Annotated in this window: 19 protein-coding genes; 10 read left to right on the plus strand and 9 right to left on the minus strand. The window is 61.3% G+C overall.

The genetic code is table 11. The annotated features are described in order from the left end of the window. Positions 1-11 precede the first annotated feature (11 nt). The 3 genes from HX807_RS18880 to folE2 are packed head-to-tail and all read right to left on the minus strand — an operon-like array spanning position 12 to position 2,439. A complete protein-coding gene (locus HX807_RS18880; RefSeq protein ID WP_003213483.1) occupies positions 12-878 on the minus strand; it encodes a metal ABC transporter permease in 867 nt (288 codons plus the stop codon). Continuing rightward, the gene (locus HX807_RS18885) at positions 878-1,546 is read right to left on the minus strand and encodes a metal ABC transporter ATP-binding protein (RefSeq protein WP_008439505.1); all 669 of its coding nucleotides are present in this window, start codon (positions 1,544-1,546) and stop codon (positions 878-880) included. Before HX807_RS18885 ends, HX807_RS18880 begins: the two co-directional genes overlap by 1 nt. Continuing rightward, a complete protein-coding gene (gene folE2, locus HX807_RS18890) occupies positions 1,543-2,439 on the minus strand; it encodes a GTP cyclohydrolase FolE2 (protein ID WP_177022403.1) in 897 nt (298 codons plus the stop codon). Before folE2 ends, HX807_RS18885 begins: the two co-directional genes overlap by 4 nt. A 128-nt stretch (positions 2,440-2,567) precedes the next feature. Here folE2 and HX807_RS18895 point away from each other — a divergent pair, with 128 nt between their 5' ends. Next, positions 2,568-3,791 carry an N-acetylmuramoyl-L-alanine amidase gene (locus HX807_RS18895; protein ID WP_003213478.1) on the plus strand — a complete coding sequence of 408 codons (1,224 nt, stop codon included), beginning with the start codon at positions 2,568-2,570 and terminating at the stop codon, positions 3,789-3,791. Here the strand turns inward: HX807_RS18895 and HX807_RS18900 are convergent. Continuing rightward, positions 3,788-4,156 (minus strand): hypothetical protein, encoded by a 369-nt coding sequence (locus tag HX807_RS18900; protein WP_003213476.1) that lies wholly within the window; start codon positions 4,154-4,156, stop codon positions 3,788-3,790. The genes HX807_RS18895 and HX807_RS18900 overlap by 4 nt on opposite strands. Positions 4,157-4,283: 127 nt before the next feature. Here HX807_RS18900 and dksA point away from each other — a divergent pair, with 127 nt between their 5' ends. Genes dksA through HX807_RS18920 form a run of 4 tightly spaced genes read left to right on the plus strand, consistent with a single transcriptional unit; the run spans position 4,284 to position 7,573 of the window. Next, positions 4,284-4,688 carry an RNA polymerase-binding protein DksA gene (gene dksA / locus HX807_RS18905; protein WP_008439502.1) on the plus strand — a complete coding sequence of 135 codons (405 nt, stop codon included), beginning with the start codon at positions 4,284-4,286 and terminating at the stop codon, positions 4,686-4,688. Between the two features lie 27 nt (positions 4,689-4,715). Further along, entirely contained in the window at positions 4,716-5,921 is a 1,206-nt protein-coding gene (gene zigA, locus HX807_RS18910) for a zinc metallochaperone GTPase ZigA (protein WP_087694589.1), read from the plus strand. Next, complete coding sequence (locus HX807_RS18915; protein WP_102370191.1) at positions 5,921-6,565, plus strand: DUF1826 domain-containing protein; 645 nt, start codon at positions 5,921-5,923, stop codon at positions 6,563-6,565. The genes zigA and HX807_RS18915 overlap by 1 nt, the downstream gene beginning before the upstream one ends. Positions 6,566-6,610: 45 nt before the next feature. Then, positions 6,611-7,573, plus strand: coding sequence for a GTP-binding protein (locus tag HX807_RS18920; RefSeq protein WP_177050694.1), 963 nt, complete (start codon positions 6,611-6,613; stop codon positions 7,571-7,573). On the opposite strand, the gene HX807_RS18925 is transcribed toward HX807_RS18920, so the two are convergent. Beyond that, on the minus strand, positions 7,567-7,965 hold the full coding sequence (locus tag HX807_RS18925; RefSeq protein WP_003213466.1) for a DUF3301 domain-containing protein: 399 nt from the start codon (positions 7,963-7,965) through the stop codon (positions 7,567-7,569). The genes HX807_RS18920 and HX807_RS18925 overlap by 7 nt on opposite strands. Before the next feature lie 117 nt (positions 7,966-8,082). On the opposite strand from HX807_RS18925, the gene pdxY reads away from it, so the two are divergent. Then, positions 8,083-8,955 carry a pyridoxal kinase PdxY gene (pdxY, locus tag HX807_RS18930; RefSeq protein WP_003213465.1) on the plus strand — a complete coding sequence of 291 codons (873 nt, stop codon included), beginning with the start codon at positions 8,083-8,085 and terminating at the stop codon, positions 8,953-8,955. Positions 8,956-9,036: 81 nt separating this feature from the next. Then, positions 9,037-10,083: a hypothetical protein gene (locus HX807_RS18935; protein ID WP_177050695.1), complete on the plus strand. Its 1,047-nt coding sequence runs from the start codon at positions 9,037-9,039 to the stop codon at positions 10,081-10,083. A gap of 27 nt (positions 10,084-10,110) precedes the next feature. Here HX807_RS18935 and HX807_RS18940 read toward each other — a convergent pair whose 3' ends face one another. Next, complete coding sequence (locus HX807_RS18940) at positions 10,111-10,596, minus strand: acyl-CoA thioesterase (RefSeq protein WP_003213461.1); 486 nt, start codon at positions 10,594-10,596, stop codon at positions 10,111-10,113. 295 nt (positions 10,597-10,891) lie between these two features. On the opposite strand from HX807_RS18940, the gene HX807_RS18945 reads away from it, so the two are divergent. Continuing rightward, positions 10,892-12,655 carry a cation:proton antiporter gene (locus HX807_RS18945; RefSeq protein ID WP_003213459.1) on the plus strand — a complete coding sequence of 588 codons (1,764 nt, stop codon included), beginning with the start codon at positions 10,892-10,894 and terminating at the stop codon, positions 12,653-12,655. An 80-nt stretch (positions 12,656-12,735) separates the two neighbouring features. Here HX807_RS18945 and HX807_RS18950 read toward each other — a convergent pair whose 3' ends face one another. The 3 genes from HX807_RS18950 to uvrD all read right to left on the minus strand — a co-directional run bounded on the left by HX807_RS18950 (position 12,736) and on the right by uvrD (position 16,530). After that, positions 12,736-13,143: an SMI1/KNR4 family protein gene (locus HX807_RS18950; protein ID WP_003213456.1), complete on the minus strand. Its 408-nt coding sequence runs from the start codon at positions 13,141-13,143 to the stop codon at positions 12,736-12,738. Positions 13,144-13,279: 136 nt separating this feature from the next. Further along, positions 13,280-14,155, minus strand: coding sequence for a Tim44 domain-containing protein (locus tag HX807_RS18955; RefSeq protein WP_003213454.1), 876 nt, complete (start codon positions 14,153-14,155; stop codon positions 13,280-13,282). A 191-nt stretch (positions 14,156-14,346) separates the two neighbouring features. After that, positions 14,347-16,530: a DNA helicase II gene (uvrD, locus tag HX807_RS18960; protein ID WP_003213452.1), complete on the minus strand. Its 2,184-nt coding sequence runs from the start codon at positions 16,528-16,530 to the stop codon at positions 14,347-14,349. 279 nt (positions 16,531-16,809) lie between these two features. Between uvrD and HX807_RS18965 the strand changes: the two genes are divergently transcribed. Both HX807_RS18965 and hexR read left to right on the plus strand, forming a co-directional pair. Beyond that, positions 16,810-19,683, plus strand: coding sequence for a GGDEF domain-containing phosphodiesterase (locus HX807_RS18965; RefSeq protein ID WP_177050696.1), 2,874 nt, complete (start codon positions 16,810-16,812; stop codon positions 19,681-19,683). 162 nt (positions 19,684-19,845) lie between these two features. Beyond that, on the plus strand, positions 19,846-20,712 hold the full coding sequence (hexR, locus tag HX807_RS18970) for a transcriptional regulator HexR (protein WP_003213447.1): 867 nt from the start codon (positions 19,846-19,848) through the stop codon (positions 20,710-20,712). The last annotated feature ends 171 nt before the right edge of the window (positions 20,713-20,883 follow it).

Here is a 20,883-nt window from a genome sequence, read left to right on the forward strand (position 1 = left end):
CGGGAAACACCTCATTGGGATGTAAGCAAAGGCGGGCGGCGCAGCAAGCCGTGCACCGGACCGAAGACCACGGACAGCAGGTACCAGCCGCCAGCCACCAGCACAATTGCCGGGCCGCTGGGCAGCGAGTAGTAGAACGACAGCAACAAGCCAAGCCAGACCGACAGGCATCCCAGCACCGCTGATATGGCGATCAACACCGGCAGGCGCCGGCTCCAGAACCGTGAAGCAATCGCCGGCAACATCATCAGGCCGACGACCATCAACGCGCCGATGGCCTGGAAACCGATCACCAGGTTCAGCACCACCAGGGTCAGGAACAGGCCGTGGGCCAGCGGGCCGAGGCGGCTGACGGTTTGCAGGAACAGCGGGTCGAGGGTGTCCAGCAGCAGCGGTTTGTAGATCACCACCATGGCGATCAGGCTGAAGCCCGAGACCCAGAGCATGCCGGTGAGGGTCGGGCCGTCTACCGCCAGGGCCGAGCCGAACAGCAGGTGCAGCAGGTCCAGGCGTTTGCCGGCGAGGCCGAGGATCAGCACGCCGCTGGCCAGGGAGATTGGGTAGATGGCGGCGAGGCTGGCGTCTTCCTTCAGCCCGGTGCGACGGGTAATCCAGGCGGCGAGGCCGGCCATGCTCAGGCCGGCGCCCAGGCCGCCGATGGTCAGCGCGGGCAAACTCAGGCCGGCAAACCAGAAGCCCAGTGCGGCGCCGGGCAGGATGCCGTGGGACACCGCGTCACCGATCAGGCTCATGCGGCGCAGGATCAGGAACACCCCAAGCGGCGCCGTGCTGCATGCCAATACCAGACCGCCGACGAGCGCGCGGCGCATGAAAACGAAATCGAGAAACGGCATCCACAGGTGGGCGGCGAAGTGCATCAGGCCACCTGCATTTGCGGCTGCGGGCGGATCAGTTCTTTGCTGGAGCCGAACACGCAGCCACTGCTTTTGATCTGCACCACTTGCTGGGTGTGTTGGCGTACGGAGCCGAGGTCATGGCACACCACGACCACCGTGCGGCCTGCGTCGTGCCAGGCGTGGATGTGTTTCCAGCACAGCGCCTGGCCGTCTTCGTCGAGGGCGGCGTGGGGTTCGTCCAGCAGCAATATCGGCGACTCGGCCAGGCTCATGCGGGCGAGCAGGGCGCGTTGCAGTTCGCCGCCCGACAAGGCCATCAACGGCCGATGCTCCAGGCCGCTGAGGCACCAGTCTTCGAGCACGGCGCTCAGGCGTTCGGTACGTTGTTGCGGGGTTTGCCTGCTGCCCCAAAAACCGGCGGCCACCAATTCTTCAAGGCTGATAGGAAACTGGCGATCGAGGTTCTGTTGCTGGGGCAAAAACGACAGGCCACCTCGGCGTGGAACATCGATCGTCACTTTCCCCGCCAGTGGCTTCTGCAATCCGGCGATAACTTTCAGCAGGCTGCTTTTGCCGGTGCCGTTGGCGCCGATGATGCCGGTAAGGCTGCCTTTTTCCAGGGTGAAATCCACGGCGGGGGTCAGTGGTTGGCCGGGGGCGCCCCAGCGCAAAGCGGTGCAGGTGATCATTCGGAAGGTCTCGTCCAGCGGCTTTCGGCCACGGCATCGTGCGCGTGAAGGCTTTCGGCGTGGATCACTCTCAAGTGGAAGGCATTGACCGCATCCGAGCGTTTCAAGGCGAGGTTCAGGCGGCGGGCGGCGTCTTCGCAGAACATCAGGTTCTGCCCGTTGGCCAGGGCGAAGGCTTGTTCGTCTGCACGCTTTACGGCGGTTTGCACGGCAGTGCCGAGGGCGGCTTCGGTTTCGTCGATCAACTGGGTCAGCGGCAGTGTTGGCTGATCGTCCTGAAGCCGGACCTGCAACAGCGCGCTGCTGCGCTGGCTGTGGGGTGTGGCGACGATGCCGTTTGCGCTGCCGAGCCAGGTCAGTACGTCTTCGTGCTGCAGCGGTGTGCCGGCAAAGTCCTCGATAAATTGCTGCTGAATCAATTGCCTGGCGAGGGCAGCGGAGCAAGGGCAGGTTGAAGAGTAAGTAACGTCAATTTTTAGTTCCACGTGGAACATCTGGTTTTCCAGGCGCGCCTCGATGCTCACCGGGTAGCTTTTCCAGCCGGCCAACGGGCTGACCAGCGCCGGGCGTTTCAGCAGCAGACCTGCATGAATTCGCAGGTAGGCATTTGTGGATAAACCTTCATGACTGTCGAGAAAACGTTGCAATACACTGCGCAGCAGTGCTGGCGAAAGCGGTTGCTGTTCAAGCATTTCCAGCGCCAGGTAAAGCCGTGACATATGAATGCCACGGGCCTCGCCGTCGTCCAGGCTGACGCCGGCATCAGCCGTGGCGCTAAGGCTTTGGCCGTCGATCAGAATGGGCAGGGCAATGCCGCACATGCCCACCCAATCGAGCGGCAAGGCTTGGCGTGAAGCCTGCGCGGCGATATCGGGCAGAGTCAGCGCGTTCATGAGCAGGTCCATCGTTGGAAATAAAAAGACATGTTATATTATTACAATTGAAACGACGAAAGTTTTTCTGTTCTGTCTTTTATTCAGTCATGTCGAGTACGGAAGCTCCTTTATTTGCGGTGTAAGTCATGCACAGACGTCAACTCCTCAACCTGCTGCTGGCCAGTGCGGTGTTCACCTTGCCCTTGGGCGTGTCTGCCGCGCAGATCCGCAATGCACGGCTGTGGCGGTCGGACAACAAGCTGCGGCTGGTGCTGGACCTCAGCGGCCCGGTGCAATACAAGACCTTCACCCTGACCGCGCCGGAGCGGTTGATCATCGATTTGAGCGGCGCGAAGCTGACCGGTGATTTCAGCCAACTGGCCCTGACCAACAGCGGCATTACCTCGATTCGCTCGGGGCATTTCGGGCAGGGCGATACGCGGATCGTGCTGGATTTGAAGGCGCCGATGCAGCTCAACAGCTTTCTCCTGCCGCCGCAGGATGGCCAGGGCCACCGCCTCGTGCTGGACCTGACAAGCGCCACTCATGCGCCTATGCAAATCGCTGCGGCACCGGCCGCGTTGGCTGCACCCGTGCCGGCGCCGGTGGACAGGGCTCATCCGAAACGCGACATCATCGTGGTGGTCGACCCTGGGCACGGCGGCAAGGATCCCGGCGCGATTGGCTCAAAGGGCCAGCGCGAAAAAGACGTGGTGCTGTCCATCGCCCAGTTGCTGGCCAAGCGTCTGAAGCGCGAGAAGGGCTTCGATGTGAAGCTGGTGCGCAACGACGACTTCTTCGTGCCGCTGCGTAAACGTGTGGACATCGCCCGTCAGCACAAGGCCGACATGTTTATCTCGGTACACGCCGATGCCGCGCCACGGCTTACGGCGTCCGGCGCCTCTGTCTATGCGCTGTCTGAAGGCGGCGCCACCTCCGCCACTGCACGGTTCATGGCGCAGCGGGAAAACGGCGCCGACCTGTTGGGCGCCACCACCTTGCTCAATCTCAAGGACAAGGACCCGATGCTGGCCGGGGTGATTCTCGACATGTCGATGAACGCCACCATCGCCTCCAGCCTGCAACTGGGCAGCTCGGTACTGGGCAGCCTGCAAAGCATCACCACGCTGCATCAAAAACGCGTGGAACAGGCCGGCTTTGCGGTGCTCAAGTCGCCGGACGTGCCGTCGATCCTGGTGGAAACCGGGTTTATCTCCAACACCCAGGACGCCCAGCGACTGGTCACCGCACGCCATCAACAGGCGGTGGCAGACGGTTTATTTGAAGGGTTGAAGAACTACTTCCAGAAGAACCCGCCGATGAACAGCTACATGGCCTGGGTTCAGGAACAGAAAACCGGCCAGGTCTAACAGCCGGTGATTCGACTACAGGTGAACTTGGCGCTGGCACCACCGGAACTGGAAAACCGGTTGAGGGTGGTCCAGCCCACTCGCCGCGTGTAGCCCACCCACGCCTCACCATCGGAAGCCAACCCGGTAAAGAACGTCAGTTGCCCGTAGCGGCTGCTGGTCTGTGCCCAATAGCGTTTTCCGATCACTTCAAAGCCCCGCAAATACGTAGTGCTGCCTGCCGTCGCGACGCTGTAGGCATTGCCCTGGGCGTCGACGCACGCGAGCAGGTTGGCGCTGCGGGTGCAGTTGGCCAGCAGGCTGGGCACCTGGGCGTTGGCCAGGCTCGCCAGCATCAGCAACACAGCACACAGCAGGTATTTCATAGAGGCTCTCGGGGCGTTATTCGGCTGCCAGCATTGCGCCCTTCGTCGTCACGAGCAAGGGGGATTGGCTTATTTGCATTGTTATACTATAACATTAACAAACAGCCTGACCCGTGAACCACCTCCGATGACCGAACAAGACCTTCTCGACCAACCCTGCGCCGACTACATGAATGAAGCCCAGCAAGGTTTCTTCCGCGAGCTGCTGCTGGCCCAGCGCAACGAGCTGCAAGCGCGTATCGACGCTGAATTCATGGTGCTGCGCGAACAGGAGCCCAACAGCGATCCCGCCGATGTCGGCAGCGCCGAAGAACAGCGCCAATGGCAACTGCGCCTGCTGGAGCGCGAAAAAAAGCTGTTGGACAAGATCGACGAAGCCCTGGAACGCCTGGCCCGCGGTGAATACGGCTGGTGCCGTGAAACCTGCGAACCCATCGGCCTCAAGCGCCTGCTGCTGCGCCCCACGGCCACCCTGTGTATCGAAGCCAAAGAACGTGAAGAGCTGCGCGAACGCCATCAACGGGCGATTTGACCGGCCAACCCTGATGAGGAATACCTGATGCCCAATCGTCTCCCCGTTACTGTGCTGTCCGGATTCCTCGGCGCCGGCAAAAGCACGCTGCTCAACTACGTCCTGCGCAACCGCGAAAACCTGCGGGTGGCGGTGATCGTCAACGACATGAGCGAAATCAACATCGATGGCAGTGAGGTCCAGCGCGACGTCACCCTCAATCGCGCCGAAGAAAAACTGGTGGAGATGAGCAACGGCTGCATCTGCTGCACCTTGCGCGAAGACTTGCTGGAAGAAGTCGGAAAGCTCGCCAAGGAAGGTCGGTTCGATTACCTGTTGATCGAGTCCACCGGTATCTCCGAGCCGCTGCCAGTGGCCGAAACCTTCACCTTCCGCGATGAAGAAGGCCAAAGCCTGGCGGACATTGCCCGGCTCGACACCATGGTCACCGTGGTCGACGGCATGAACTTCCTGCTCGACTACCAGGCTGCCGAAAGCCTGGCGTCCCGGGGCGAAACCCTCGGTGAAGAGGACGAGCGCTCGATCACCGACCTGCTGATCGAGCAGATCGAATTTGCGGATGTGATCCTCATCAGCAAGATCGACCTGATCAGCAGCAGTGAGCGCGAGGAGTTGATGGCGATCCTGGAGCGCTTGAACTCCCAGGCTGAAATCATCCCGATGGTCATGGGCGAAGTGCCGTTGGCGAAGATCCTCAACACCGGCCGTTTCGACTTCGAGCGTGCTTCCCAGGCGCCGGGCTGGTTGCAGGAACTGCGTGGCGAACACCTGCCGGAAACCGAAGAGTACGGCATCGCCTCCACCGCCTATCGCGCCCGCCGCCCGTTCCACCCGCAGCGGTTTTTCGACTTTATCGACCGGCCTTGGGTGAATGGAAAACTGCTGCGTTCCAAGGGCTTTTTCTGGCTGGCCAGCAAACACCAGGACGCCGGTAGCTGGTCCCAGGCTGGCGGCCTGATGCGCCATGGGTTTGCCGGGCGCTGGTGGCGTTTCGTGCCGAAAACCCAGTGGCCCCAGGACGAGGAAGGCATCGCCGCAATCATGAAAAACTGGCAACTGAGCACCGGCGATTGCCGGCAGGAGCTGGTGTTTATCGGCCAGAACATCGACTTCGCCCAGATGACCGCCGAGCTGGACGCTTGTTTGCTGACCGACGATGAAATGGCCACGGGTGTCGAAGGCTGGCGCTTGTTGGCCGATCCCTTTGGCCCTTGGTTCGAAGAGGCTGCCTGATGCTGGCACCGACCCTGAAACTGCGCCCGGTGGTACGCCAGACCCACGGCGAAACCCCGGCCGTGCTCACCGATATCCTTGAGGACGGCGTGAACCTGGCGGTGTGGCAGCGTCAGTTGCCTCTGCACATCGCCGAGTTCGGCGCGTTACTGGTGGCACTCAATGAGCCATTGGCCGAGTCGCTGGTGGTTGAACTGAACAGCGAAGACGCCGAGCCAAACCTGCAGGACTTTGCATCGGGTTGCCGTGACCTTGAAGGCTACGAAGGCTTTATCGCCGATGTGTCGTGGCTGGTCAGCGCCTTTGCCTGTTTGCTGGGAGCCAAGCGTATCGGCGTGCGTTTGCGGCTATTGGACAAGGCCATGTGCCCGCGTTTTCATGTGGATCATGTGCCGGTGCGGCTGATCACTACCTACGCCGGCATTGGCAGCCAATGGCTACGCGAAGGTGTGATGGAGCGGCGGCACCTGAGCCAGGCGAGTGCTGAGCCGGAAGAATGCATTGAGCAAATCCACTGCGGTGAAGTGGCGTTGCTCAAGGGCGAAAAATGGCACGGCAACGAAGGCTTTGGCCTGATCCACCGCTCGCCGCCGCTGCAAGCGGATCAACGACGGTTGATTCTGACGCTGGATTGGTTGGCGTAACCGGGTAGGATCGAACCTCTCTACACGGTCTGAATGATGTCCACCATGCTGCAGAACATTCCCACCCACGTGATTGCCGGGCCCCTGGGCGCCGGCAAGACCAGCCTGATCAAGCACCTGCTGGCCCAGCGCCCGGCCAACGAGCGTTGGGCGGTGTTGATCAATGAGTTCGGGCAGATTGGCCTGGATGCCGCGTTGCTCACCCGTGATGACGACGGGATTGCCCTCGGTGAAGTGGCGGGTGGCTGCCTGTGTTGCGTCAACGGGGCGCCGTTTCAGGTAGGACTGGGGCGTTTGTTGCGTAAGGCCAGGCCCGACCGGCTGTTTATCGAGCCGTCCGGGCTTGGGCACCCGGCTCAATTGCTCAAGCAGCTGCGGGAAGCACCCTGGCAGCAGGTACTGGCGGTGCAGCCGTGCGTACTCGTACTGGACGCCCAGGCGTTGGCGGCGGGCAAACCTTTACCCAATGCCCAACGGGAGGCATTAGCCAGCGCCGGGCTGTTGGTATTGAACAAGAATGAAGCCTTAAGTGATGCGCAGCGCCTGTTGATTCAAGGACAACTGCCCGACCGGCCGATCTATTGGACGCAGCAGGCGCAACTGCCCGTGGCCCGGTTACCGGGTGTGAATGCTCAAGCGGCAGCGGCTGTGGATAATTTCGAGTTGCCCAAAGGCCTGGGGCAAATGCCGGCCATCTGGACGGATCCGGCATCGCCGATCTGCCTCAGCCAGGGCCAGGAGGATGGCTGGAGCATTGGCTGGCGCTGGCATCCGAGCCAGCGATTCGACGCGCGGCGCATTCAGCAATGGCTGCAATCGTTGGACTGGCGACGGGCAAAACTGGTTATCCACAGCCTGGATGGCTGGGTATCGGCCAACGCTGTGGATAACGCCGCATTGGCCTGGCAGCCCAGCGAATGGCGGCGGGATTCGCGTATCGAATTGATCTTCAGCGAAGTGCAGGACGTTGCGCAGTTACAGGGTGGGTTAACCGCTTGCCGTCAGTGACGGGTCTTGCTGTTGCCATGCTCCTGGCGCCACTGGCTTAGCTCAATGATCTCGGCGCTGGGCAATGGCGTCTTGATCTCGAACGGGTAGGGCGCCAACTCGATTTGTGCACTGTGGGCGCCGAATTGGGTGATGGTCCCCGGGTGCCGCGTTTCGCCGGTCACGGTGAATTCGAAGTTGTAGATCCGTGCCAGGCGCCGCCGCCCGCTGGCATCTTTCACAAAACCGATGCGCTTCAACGCCACGGCGCCATCGAGCAGCTCGATGTCGAGCTTGGCGCAGTGCTGCTTGACCCGTTCCAGCGCCCGCTCGCGCAGGCCGTGGTTGTGCCACAGCCAGGCGGCACCGGTCGCCAGCAGCATCAGCACGAAGATATTTCCGAGGGTCAGCATTCGATGAACTCCAACAAAGTAGGGCCAGCTTAACTGCGTCTCCGGTCTGTCGTACAGGCCGCGTTTAGTCGCATACTGCGCAGCCAGAATATCAACGGCTTTACGGAAATCCCCTGCATGAAACGTACGCCCCATCTGCTTGCGATCCAGTCTCATGTGGTCTTCGGCCACGCCGGAAACAGCGCCGCCGTGTTCCCCATGCAACGGGTCGGGGTGAACGTGTGGCCGCTCAATACGGTGCAGTTCTCCAACCACACTCAGTATGGTCAGTGGGCGGGAGAAGTGTTGGCGCCGCAGCAAATTCCTGCGCTGGTGGAAGGCATCGCGGCGATTGGCGAGCTGGGCAACTGTGATGCAGTGCTGTCGGGCTACCTGGGCAGTGCGGCCCAGGGCCGGGCGATCCTCACCGGCGTGGCGCGGATCAAGGCGATCAACCCCAAGGCTCTTTACCTGTGTGACCCGGTGATGGGGCATCCGGAAAAAGGCTGCATCGTGCCCCAGGAGGTCAGCGACTTCCTGCTGGAGGAAGCGGCGGCGATGGCCGACTTTCTGTGCCCCAACCAGCTGGAGCTGGACAGCTTTGCCGGGCGCAAGCCGCAGTCGCTGTTCGATTGCCTGGGGATGGCCCGTGCGTTACTGGCCCGCGGGCCGAAAGCGGTGTTGGTCAAGCACCTGGATTATCCCGGCAAGCTGCCGGACGGCTTCGAAATGCTGTTGGTGACGGCTGAAGGCAGCTGGCACCTGCGTCGGCCACTGCTGGCATTCCCGCGTCAGCCGGTGGGCGTGGGCGACCTGACGTCGGGCCTGTTCCTGGCGCGGGTGTTGTTGGGCGATAGCTTGGTGGCGGCCTTTGAGTTCACTGCTGCAGCGGTGCATGAAGTACTGCTGGAAACCCAGGCGTGCGCCAGCTATGAGCTGGAACTGGTGCGCGCCCAGGACCGGATTGCCCATCCGCGAGTTCGCTTCGAGGCAACCCCAATCGGGCTGTAGGAATATTCCTGATTGAGCGACGCAAAGGGCGTCCGTTACTATCGGCCGTCTTTTTGCCCTCTGCGTTCATCAAGGAAGATCATGTCGTTATCCCTGCTCCATTCGCCACGGGCATTTATCGCATTGGCCCTGGTTACGCTGCTCAGTGGTTGCAGCGTCCACGGTACCTATCCTGACGCAACCGAGCCCGATGCGGCGAAGCTGCGGTTCATCTCCAACACCACCAACAGCACCCTTTTTGTCTATGACGCACAGCACTGCATGGGTGAGACCACAGGCATTCTCAACAACATGTTCCTGGTGGACACCAAGCGGCGGGTAGACATGCTTGTGCCGCCACCGCCCACGGCTCGTGGGCTGCTGGAGATCAAGCTGGCGCCCGGAAAGGACACTATGTTGATGATCAACACCAACGGCAGCTCCTATGTCTGTGGCAAAGCGTTCAATCTAACGCCCAAGGCGGGTGAAGAGTACGAAGTGACCTTCGAATTGCAGGGCCGCCAATGCAGCACGCTGCTCCAGCGTCTTACGCGATTGGACGGCAAGGACGTGCGGATCCCGCAGCCGCTGTTCGAGACCGGCATGCCGTCTTGCGAGGGCAAAGGTCCGATATTCGGCAAGTTGTTACCGGATACTCCGCAGCGAATGGTGTTGATTGATCGCATTCTTGACGAGCGTGCGCAGTCGATCACGGCCATCGTGTCAGAGAATAAAGTCGACCGAATGCAAACCTCGCCTCAAGAGCTTGATGAGTTGATCAGCAAGCGCAAGGCGTTGATGGGCTCGTATACCTTGCCGCCGGATTATTGGAACCAGTTTCGGCAGAACTACGAACTGTCGAATCAAGAGTCTGCCGGTCGTCTGGCCCGGGCTCTGGGGTTTTACACTGAGGTGTACCGCCAGCGCCTGCGGGGAACTGAGGATGCCGTCCTGGAGCAATGGATGCAGCCTACGGACAGTGCGATCAAATCGCGCGTAGCGGAGAACGACAAGCTTATGGTGCAGTACTACGTGAATACCCGAAAGAGCGTGACGATGGAGGTGGTCAATCACCATATGGAGCGCATGGCCCAGTTGGACCAGCGCTTTGATGTGTGTGCGCACTTTGACAAGTGCTCGCGTTACTAAGCGGTCATCCAGAAACCTGGCGGGCTCTTACGGGCCGTCTGCCTTGATTTCCTGATAGCGCTTTTCCAGCTCCTGGCGAATCTGCCGGCGCTGTTGAGCCTGCACAAACCGGCGCTTGTCTTCGCTGTTCTGCGGTTGCAGCGGCGGCACGGCGGCCGGTTTGCGCTGGTCATCCACCGCGACCATCGTGAAGAAGCAGCTATTGGTGTGGCGTACCGAACGCTCACGGATGTTCTCGGTGACCACCTTGATCCCCACTTCCATCGACGTGTTGCCGGTGTAGTTGACCGAGGCCAGGAAGGTCACCAGCTCGCCGACATGGATCGGCTCGCGAAAAATCACCTGGTCCACCGACAACGTCACCACATAGCGCCCGGCATAACGGCTGGCGCAGGCGTAGGCCACTTCGTCGAGGTACTTGAGCAGCGTGCCGCCGTGCACATTGCCAGAGAAGTTGGCCATGTCAGGGGTCATCAATACTGTCATCGACAGCTGGGCGTTTCCGGGTTCCATAGCACACTCACGGGTTGTAGGCATTGGGTGGGGAGGCACCTCTGCGGGTGCTGGAATCTTTGCAGAGCCATTCATAACGGGACGCTGGGCCCCGGCTTGCCGTCACGCCCGGGGCGATCTGTTTCCATATATTGCACCGGCTTTCTGCCGCAAGTCGCGGTGTTACCCTTCAAAAGCCCGTCTCAAAGGCAATTCTTACGATCAAGGCAGACTTTTCTTTCCGTTCATTGCGACCTTTCGGGGTGCATGCGTGGAAATGGGAAAAGCGCCAGTACCCCTCAAGGAGCCCCTCGCCATGCACGCCATCAGCTTTATCCAGGACCTGGCCGTGATCATGCTGGTGGCCGGGGTGGTGACGATCCTGTTCCATCGACTCAAGCAGCCGGTGGTGTTGGGGTATATCGTCGCCGGCTTCATCATCGGCCCGCACACCCCACCGTTTGGCCTGATCCACGACGAAGACACGATCAAGACCCTGGCCGAGCTTGGGGTGATCTTCCTGATGTTCTGCCTGGGCCTTGAGTTCAGCCTGCGCAAGCTGTTCAAGGTTGGCGCCACCGCCTTTATCGCGGCGTTCCTCGAAATCATCCTGATGATCTGGATCGGCTACGAAATCGGCCGCTGGTTCGACTGGAACACCATGGACTCGCTGTTCCTGGGCGCGATCCTGGCGATTTCCTCGACCACCATCATCGTCAAGGCGCTCAATGACCTGAAGATGAAAAACCAGCGCTTTGCCCAGCTGATTTTCGGGGTGCTGATCGTCGAAGACATCCTCGGCATCGGCATCATCGCCTTGCTGTCGAGCATTGCCGTCAGCGGCACGGTCAGCTCCGGCGAGGTGTTCTCCACCGTCGGCAAGCTCTCGCTGTTCATGATTGTCGCGCTGGTGATCGGGATTTTGCTGGTGCCACGCCTGCTGGAGTACGTGGCCAAATTCGAAAGCAACGAGATGCTGCTGATCACCGTGCTGGGTCTGTGTTTCGGTTTCTGCCTGTTGGTGGTCAAGCTGGAATACAGCATGGTGCTGGGGGCATTCCTGATCGGCGCGATCATGGCTGAATCCCGGCAATTGCTGAAGATTGAGCGCCTGATCGAACCGGTTCGCGACATGTTCAGCGCGATCTTCTTTGTCGCCATTGGCTTGATGATCGACCCGCAGATCCTCCTGCAATACGCCTGGCCGATTGCGGTGATTACCGTGGCCGTGGTGCTGGGCAAGATGTTGTCCTGTGGGTTGGGGGCGTTCATTGCGGGTAACGATGGCCGCACTTCATTGCGAGTGGGGATGGGGCTGTCACAGATCGGCGAATTTTCATTCATCATCGCCGCGCTGGGCATGACATTGCAGGTCACCAGCGACTTCCTGTATCCGGTGGCGGTGGCTGTTTCTGCGATTACCACACTGCTCACACCCTATCTGATCCGTGGCGCAGACCCGCTGTCGCTGAAGATTGCCGCAGTGATGCCCAAGCGCATGAGCCGGGTGTTCGGGATGTATGGCGAGTGGCTGCGCAGCATTCAGCCCCAGGGCGAGGGTGCGATGCTGGCGTCGATGATCCGCAAGATCATTCTGCAGGTGGGGGTGAACCTGGCGCTGGTGGTGGCAATCTTCTTTGCCGGCAGCTTTTTCGCGGCGCGTATTGGCAGCTACCTGGAAGGCTGGGTCAGCGATCCGAGCTGGCAGAAGGCATTGATCTGGGGTGGGGCGTTGCTGCTGTCGCTGCCGTTTTTGATTGCGGCGTACCGCAAGCTCAAGGCGCTGTCGATGCTGCTGGCGGAGATGAGCGTGAAGCCGGAAATGGCCGGGCGCCACACTCAGCGCGTGCGCCGGGTGATCGCCGAAGTGATCCCGATTCTTTCGCTGCTGGTGATTTTCCTGCTATTGGCAGCCTTGTCGGCCAGTATCCTGCCGACCAACAAGTTGCTGGTGCTGATCGCCGTGGTGACGGCCGCGGTGGCCGCCGTGCTCTGGCGCTGGTTCATCCGCGTGCATACGCGGATGCAGGTCGCCTTGCTGGAGACCCTGGATAACCATAAGGATACGCCGGAGCACTGAGTGGGTCGCAGAGGGCTGCTTCGCAGCCCAGCGCGAGCAAGCTCGCTCGCCACAACAAGCGCCCTCGGCACACAGGGGTCTCAGCTTTCCAGCCAGACGTCCCGCGCCCAGTGCCACACCGATTCCCAGGTTTCTTCGGTGACGAGCTCTTCTTCGCCGGACCACAGCACCACGGTGCCGTCTTCTTCGACGCAGTAGTAGTCGTCGCCGTCCTGGCAGATCGGGATCATGCTGCGGTCAACACCGGCATCCCAGGCGTTGGCGGCAACGTCCGGCAGGTAGGTGTGGGACTGTGGGTCGGTGACGGTCACCGGCTCCAGGCTGCCGTAGACCACATCGCTGACGGTCAGCAGAAATTCACGGAAGACGAACGGAATATCGATGAACAGTTGTTCCTCGATTTCCACCAGTTGATCTTCGTCAGGCAGCTCCAGAGGAACCGGTACCGGTTCGTTGGCTTCACGCAATTGTTCGATAACTTCTTCCACGGCCGGGATCCTCTTGCTAGATGGCGCGGTTTATAGGGGCGTTTTATACAGTAGCTCGCTATAAGTGCAACCGTGAAATAGAAAACCCCGGACAAGTCCGGGGTTTTTGTTACTGCGTACTCAAAGCGGGCAGGGATCAGCCGTTCTGGCGGATACCGGCGACCAGCCAAGGCTGGTTTTCGCCTTGTGGGCGCTCCATGTTCCAGCTTTCGCTGAACACTTCGCCCTGGTCGAAACGCGAGGTCTTCGACACACCGCTGAAGGTCAGGGTGGCGATGGTCTTGTCGGCGCGGTCATCCACACCTTCAAGCTGCACTTTCAGGTCGTCGATGTAGGTCGACTGGAAGCCGTCGCCCAGGTCGGCACGTTCGCGCTTGAGGAACTCCAGCAGTTGCGGGGTCACGAACTCGGCGATCTTGTCCATTTCGTTGGCGTCCCAGTGTTGCTGCAGGGACTGGAAGTGGCTGCGGGCCGCTTCGACGAAGCGCTCTTCGTTGAACCAGGCGGGTGCGTTGATCACCGGACGAGCGGCGGCAGGAGCAGCCGAACCGCCGAAGATCGAACCCATGGCAGCAGGCTTTTGCTCGAACACTTCACGCTGCATCGGCGCGCCGGCTGGAGCCATGTGCTCCTGTTGCTTGCGGCGACGGGCGGCGATAAAGCGGAAGATCAGGAAGGCGATGACCGCCATGATCAGGATGTCGAAGATCTGCATGCCCTGGAAGCCGCCGCCCATGAACATGGAGGCGAGCAGGCCGCCGGCCGCGATACCGGCCAGAGGGCCCAACCAGCGCGAAGCACCGCCAGCCTTGGCAGCAGCGCCTGCGGCACCGGCAGCGCCAGCGGTCGCAGCTGCGCCGCCCATGCCGCCGCCGGATGGGGCCATTTGGCTGGTCTGGTGGCTCGGCGCCGAGCCCATGGATTTGCCGCCACCGAAGCGCTTGGCGTTGGCGTCGAGGCTCATCGTCAGGCCGATGCACAACGCCATGGCGATGCTAAGAAAACGTTTCATAAAGGGAATTCCCATTTGTGGATTGCACGCGCGCCATGTTGCACAGGTGTGATGTCAGTGGCTAGCGGCATAGTGTTTCGGGCTTTTGCGTAGGGCCAATACCGAATCGTCTGTAGGACTTATTACAGATATTGGCCCCACCGCTGCCAAATACAAGGGTGGGGCAACATCCTTCATGTTCTACAGTTGTTTCAGATTGCTTCGAGCTTGGCGTAGCCCATCATCAGCCACTTGCTGCCTTCGGCGAAGTTCACCTGCACCCTGGCCTGGGCACCGGCGCCTTCGAAGTTGAGGATCACGCCTTCGCCGAAGATCGCGTGCTTGACCTGTTGGCCAAGGCTGAACGGCGTCTCGGGGATTTCCGAACCAGCGAACATGCTGCTGGAGTTCTGCTGCTGGCCGCCGCCGAACGGTCGGCTGACGCTGTTGGACAAGCGCACTTCCTGAATCAGCCCTTTCGGCACCTCGCGTACGAAGCGCGACACCTTGTTGTAGGTCTCGCTGCCGTACAGGCGTCGGGTTTCGGCGTAGGTCATCACCAGGTTCTGCATGGCCCGGGTGATGCCCACGTAGGCCAGGCGGCGTTCCTCCTCAAGGCGGCCGGGTTCTTCCAGGCTCATCTTGTGGGGGAACAGGCCTTCTTCCATGCCCACCAGGAACACGTAGGGGAATTCCAGGCCCTTGGCACTGTGCAAGGTCATCAGCTGAATGCTGTCTTCATGCTCATCAGCCTGGGTGTCGCCGGCTTCCAGGGAAGCGTGGCCGAGGAATGCCGCAAGTGGCGTCAGGTCTTCGTCTTCTTCGGTGTTTTCGAACGCGCGGGCGGCGCTGACCAGTTCCTCAAGGTTTTCTACCCGGGCCTGGCCTTTCTCGCCTTTTTCCGCTTCGTGGTAGGCGATCAGGCCGGACTGCTCGATCACGGTCTGGGTCATCAGGTGCAGGGGCATTTCCATGCACTTGGCGGCCAGGTTCTCGATCAGCTCGACAAACACGCTCAAGGCACCGGCCGCACGGCCGGTCAGGCCCTTGTTGGCGATCAGCAGGCGCATCGCTTCCCACATCGACACATCGCTGTGGCGTGCGTGGTCGCGAATCGCCTCGACGGTCTTCTCGCCGATGCCACGGGCCGGAATGTTGATCACCCGTTCCAGCGCCGCATCGTTGCCGCGACCTTCCAGCAAGCGCAGGTAGGCCATGGCGTTCTTGATTTCGGCACGTTCGAAGAAGCGCTGGCCACCATAGATGCGATACGGAATGCGCTCGCGCAGCAGGGCCTCTTCCAATACCCGTGATTGGGCGTTGGAGCGGTAGAGAATCGCGATATCGCTGCGGGCCAGGCCGGTTTTCAGGGCGCTTTCGATGGTTTCCACCACGTAGCGCGCTTCATCGTGTTCGTTGAAGGCGGCGTACAGGTTGATCGCTTCGCCTTCGCCGCCGTCGGTCCACAGCTCTTTGCCCAGGCGCCCGGTGTTGTTGGCGATCAAGGCGTTGGCGGCCTTGAGGATCCCGGCGGTGGAGCGGTAGTTCTGTTCCAGGCGGATGGTTTCGGCGTCCGGGAAGTCGTCGCTGTACTGGTAGATGTTCTCGATTTTCGCGCCGCGCCAGCCGTAGATCGACTGGTCGTCGTCGCCCACCACCATCAGGCTGTCGCCGCCCTTGGCCAGCAGGCGCAACCAGGCGTACTGCACGGCGTTGGTGTCCTGGAACTCGTCCACCAGGATGTGGCGGAAGCGTTTCTGGTAGTGCGCCAGCAAGCCCGGGTTGTCGCGCCACAAGTCGAGGGCGCGCAGCAGCAGTTCGGAGAAGTCGATGACGCCGGCGCGCTGGCAGGCCACTTCATAGGCTTCATAAATGCTGCGCATGGTGGCCAGGAACAGGTCGCCGCTGGCCTGGATATGTTGCGGGCGCAGGCCTTCATCTTTCTGGCCATTGATGAACCACTGGGCCTGACGGACCGGCCAGCGTTGTTCATCCAGGCCCAGCTCGCGGATCACCCGCTTGACCAGGCGTTGCTGGTCGTCGCTGTCGAGAATCTGGAAGGTCTGGCTCAGGCCGGCTTCCTGCCAATGCGCCCGCAACAGGCGGTGCGCCAGGCCGTGGAAGGTGCCCACCCACATGCCGGCCGGGCTGATGCCCATCAACTGCTCGATGCGATGACGCATCTCGGCAGCGGCCTTGTTGGTGAAGGTCACCGACAGGATGGAATGCGGTGAGGCGTTCTCGACCTGGATCAACCAGGCGATACGGTGCACCAGCACTCGGGTTTTACCGGAGCCAGCACCGGCCAGGACCAACTGACGGCCAACGGGGGCCGCTACGGCCTGGCGTTGGGCATCGTTGAGGGAGTTCAGCAAAAGAGAGAGATCATCGCGCATCGGCGCATTCTAGGGTGCCCGGGGGAGTCGGGCAAATCCCAATGCCGGGTGGTCACGGGAAAACTTCTGCGTCGACACAGGATAAGGCAACAATCTATTCACGGTGATGACCGGTCGGTCATCGCCCACAGCCCGCGCCCTGTCTCACTCAAGCTGTCTGGCTCCAAGGTTTGCGCCTGATTGTCGCGCTGTTTTTATGACTTGGGGCAGTTTGGCCCGAGCGTTTGCTTGTGTATGCTCCGTCGACGTTTCGGGCTCACCATTATAAGAACACTGCCTATGACCCTTAGCATTGACCTGGCGGGACCCTCCGTGGCGCCGGCGCAGGTTATCCGCAAGCACTACGCCATGGAGATGGCGGTGGAGCGCACGCGCCTGCTTTACCAAGGCTCCCTGCTGCCTACTTTATTAATGCTGGTGAATGGACTGGTCTGCGCCTGGTTGCTCTGGAGCCCGCAGCGCTATCTGCTGGACAGCATTTGGCTGGTATGGCTGCTGGCGCTGGTGGCCTTGCGGGTAATTCAGGTGGCGGCGTTCGATTCCGCCATGCCCAGCCGCCAGGCGCAACCGATCTGGCGACGCATGTTCATGCTGGGCTCGGCCGTCAGCGGCTTGACGCTGGCCAGTGCTGCCATCGCCCTGGTACCGGTGGACAGCTTTGCGCAACAGGCCTGGGTGTTCGGCCTGCTCGGCGCGGCGACCTTGTCCGCCAGTGTGGCTTATGCCGTCAGTCTGCCGGCTTTCCTGTCGTTTGCCGTGCCCTGCCTGGTGCCGGCCATCCTCTATTTATTCTGGAGCGGCGACCCGCAACAGCAAGGCTGGGGTTGCCTGGGCCTGATTCTGCTGGCATCCCTGAGCCTGGTGGCATGGCAGGTCAATCGCCTGATCCAGCGCGGGCTGCTCAGGCGCTTCCAGAACCAGGCGTTGATCGAGCACCTGCAGCAAGCGCAGCAACGCAGCGAGCGACTGAACCAGGAACTGGTGCGTGAGGTGGAGCAGCGGCGCCAGGTCGAACAAGAGTTGCGCGAAGCACAGATCGGCCTGCAGCAACGCGTCGATCAGCGCAGTCAGGAACTGGACGCGGCGAGCCTGGCCCTGAGCAAAAGCGAGGCGCGTCTGGCCATGGCGTTGCAGGCCAGCGAACTGGGTCTGTGGGACTGGAACCTGCAAACCGATGAGGTCCACCACACGCAGCTCAAGGAGTTGTTCGGCCTGGAGCCGGAATACGTCACGGCGATGCTCAGCCACCTCAAGCCACGCCTGCACCCGGACGACTTGCCGCTGCTCAAGCGCGCGCTGGTGGAGCACCTTAAAGGCCGCAGCGAGGACTACCTGGTGGAATACCGGGTGCGCCATGGCGATGGCCATTGGGTATGGATCCAGGACCGTGGCCGCGCCGTGGAGCGCTCGGCAGGCGGGCGCGTCACGCGGATGCTCGGTACCCGCCGCGACATCAGCGCCGGCAAGGTCCTGGAAGAACAGCAGCGCCTGGCATCGACGGTGTTTGAGGCGGCCAGCGAAGGCATTGTGATCCTCGACCCGGACTACGTGCTGATAGCCGTCAACCAGGCATTCAGCCGCGTTACCGGCTTCGACATTGACGACATGATCGGGCGCAATGTCGTGGAGCTGCCCAGCAGCCGCGACGCACGGCGCCACTTCCCGGTGATCCGCCAGGCGTTGCTCAGCCACGGCACCTGGCAGGGCGAGCTTGTGGAGACCCGCAAGAACGGCGAACTCTACCCGCAATGGCTGCAACTCAATGTAGTGCGGGATATTCGGGGAAATGTCAGCCATATCGTGGGTTTCTTCGCTGATCTGTCCGCGCGGCGCGAATCCGAGGAGCGCATGCGCTACCTCACGCATTACGACGAATTGACCGGGCTGGCCAACCGCTCGCTGTTCCGCGAGCGGTTGCGCGAAGCCCATCAGCGGGTGCGCCAGGGTGGCCGCAGCCTGGCTTTACTGCATATCAACCTGGACCGTTTCAAGCTGCTCAACGACAGTCTCGGGCATGAAGTGGCCGACCAGTTGTTGCAGAAAATGGCCCGCCGCTTGATCAACGCCTTGCCTGAGGCCGACACCATAGCGCGGCTCTCTGGCGATGAATTCGCCGTGCTGTTCGACGCCTACGGCAACCTGTCGAGCCTGGCGCGGGTGGCCACGCGGTTGCTGGCCAAGTTGCGGGTGCCGGTGACGGTGGAAGGGCACGAGTTGGTGGTCAGTGCCTCAATGGGCGTCAGCCTGTTGCCCGACAATGCGCGGGAAATATCCGCGCTGGTCAGCCAGTCGAACATGGCCATGCAGCACGCCAAGCACCTGGGCGGTAATAACTTCCAGTTCTACACCGACAGCCTGCAGGCCAGCACCCTGGAACGTTTGCAGCTGGAAAACCAGCTGCGCAAGGCGATTGATGAGCGCCAGCTTACGGTGTTCTACCAACCCAAACTGTGCCTGGCCAGTGGCAAGCTGAATGCGGCCGAAGCATTGATTCGCTGGGAACATCCGCAGTGGGGCATGGTGCCGCCCGGCGACTTTATCGGGCTGGCCGAAGAAACCGGCCTGATCGTGCCGCTGGGGGAGTTCGTGTTGCGCCAGGCGTGCTGGCAGGCTTGTGAATGGCAACGCCAGGGGCTGGCGCCGATTCGGGTGTCGGTCAACCTGTCGGTGCACCAACTGCGCCAGGGCAAGCTGATCAGCCTGGTGCGCCAGGTGCTGGAAGAAACCGGGCTTGATCCGCAATACCTGGAGCTGGAACTGACCGAAAGCCAGCTGCTCGACAGCGTCGAGCACATCATCTCGACCTTCCAGCAACTGCGCGACCTGGGGGTGAAGCTGGCGATTGATGATTTTGGCACCGGCTACTCATCCCTCAGTTACCTCAAGCGCATCCCCGTGGACTACGTGAAGATCGACCAGACGTTCATTCGCGGCCTGGGCCAGGGACGCGAAGATGCCTCGATCACCCGCGCAATCATTGCCATGGCCCACGGGCTGTCGCTCAAGGTGGTGGCCGAGGGTGTGGAAGATCAGCAGCAGCTGGACTTTTTGCGGGATGAGCAGTGCGACGAGGTGCAGGGCTATTTGATCAGTCGGCCGGTGGAAGCGGATGGCTTGGCGGATTTGTTACGAAAAAATGCCGATTTTCCATAGTTGAGCCCAAGCCGCACGCGGGGCTACATCGAGCCTGCCCGCTGAATCAGCGGGCAGCAGCGTGATTAAGTGATGCATCGAACGGGCAAATCGGTAATTCTTGTAGTATAACTACAAGCTTGCTACATCCCTGGCGTCTGCCAATAACAAGAGTCCAGCCCTTTGAACCTGTTGCAACATATCGCCCAGTCGCGCCACCTGTTACGCAAATCGGAACTCAAGGTTGCCGATCACGTGCTGCTTGACCCCGCGGCCGTGATGCACAGTTCCATGGCCGACCTGGCCCACAGCGTGGGCATCAGCGAGCCGACCATCGTGCGCTTCTGCCGCGCCATTGGTTGCTCCGGTTTCCAGGACTTGAAGCTCAAGCTGGCCCAGAGCCTGGCGGCCGGTGCGAGCTTTGGCCAGTTTGCGATCCACGAAGACGATTCCGTCGCCGACTACAGCCTGAAAATCTTCGACACCACCCTGCACACCCTGATGGAAGTGCGCGAAAAGCTCGACCCGGTGGAGCTGCAAAAAGCCGTGACCGCCATGTCCCAGGCCCAGCGCGTGGAGTTCTATGGTTTCGGCGCGTCCGGCGCGGTGGCGGCGGATGCCCAGCACAAGTTCTTCCGTTTGCTGCTGACGGCGGCGGCCTACAGCGACCCGCACATGCAGGCGATGTCGGCGGTGACGTTGAAGCCCAGCGACGTGGCGATCTGCATTTCCCAGTCCGGCCGCTCCAAGGATTTGCTGATCACCGCCAACCTGGTGCGTGAAAGCGGGGCGACCCTGATTACCCTGTGCCCGAGCCAGACGCCATTGGCAGAGCTGTCGACCGTCAACCTGGCGATCGATGTGCACGAGGACACCGAGATCTACACGCCGCTGACCTCGCGTATCGCCCACCTGGTGGTGATCGACGTGCTGGCGATGGGCGTGGCCATGGCGCGCGGCCCGAGCCTGGTCAACCACCTCAAGAGCGTGAAGCGCAGCTTGCGCAGCCTTCGGTTGTCACCCAAGTCCGTAAAAGCCCTCGACGACTGATAGTTTGTACGCGGACCAATTGTGGGAGCGGGCTTGCTCGCGAATGCGGAGTGTCAGTCACTGAATATGCTGGCTGGCCCACCGCATTCGCGAGCAAGCCCGCTCCCACATTTTGATTGGGTCCTGCCCCGCAAGATTCATCGTCCTGTCATCCCCATGCCGCCAAACCGT

The organism is Pseudomonas sp. D8002 (assembly GCF_013385695.1).
Lineage (GTDB): Bacteria > Pseudomonadota > Gammaproteobacteria > Pseudomonadales > Pseudomonadaceae > Aquipseudomonas.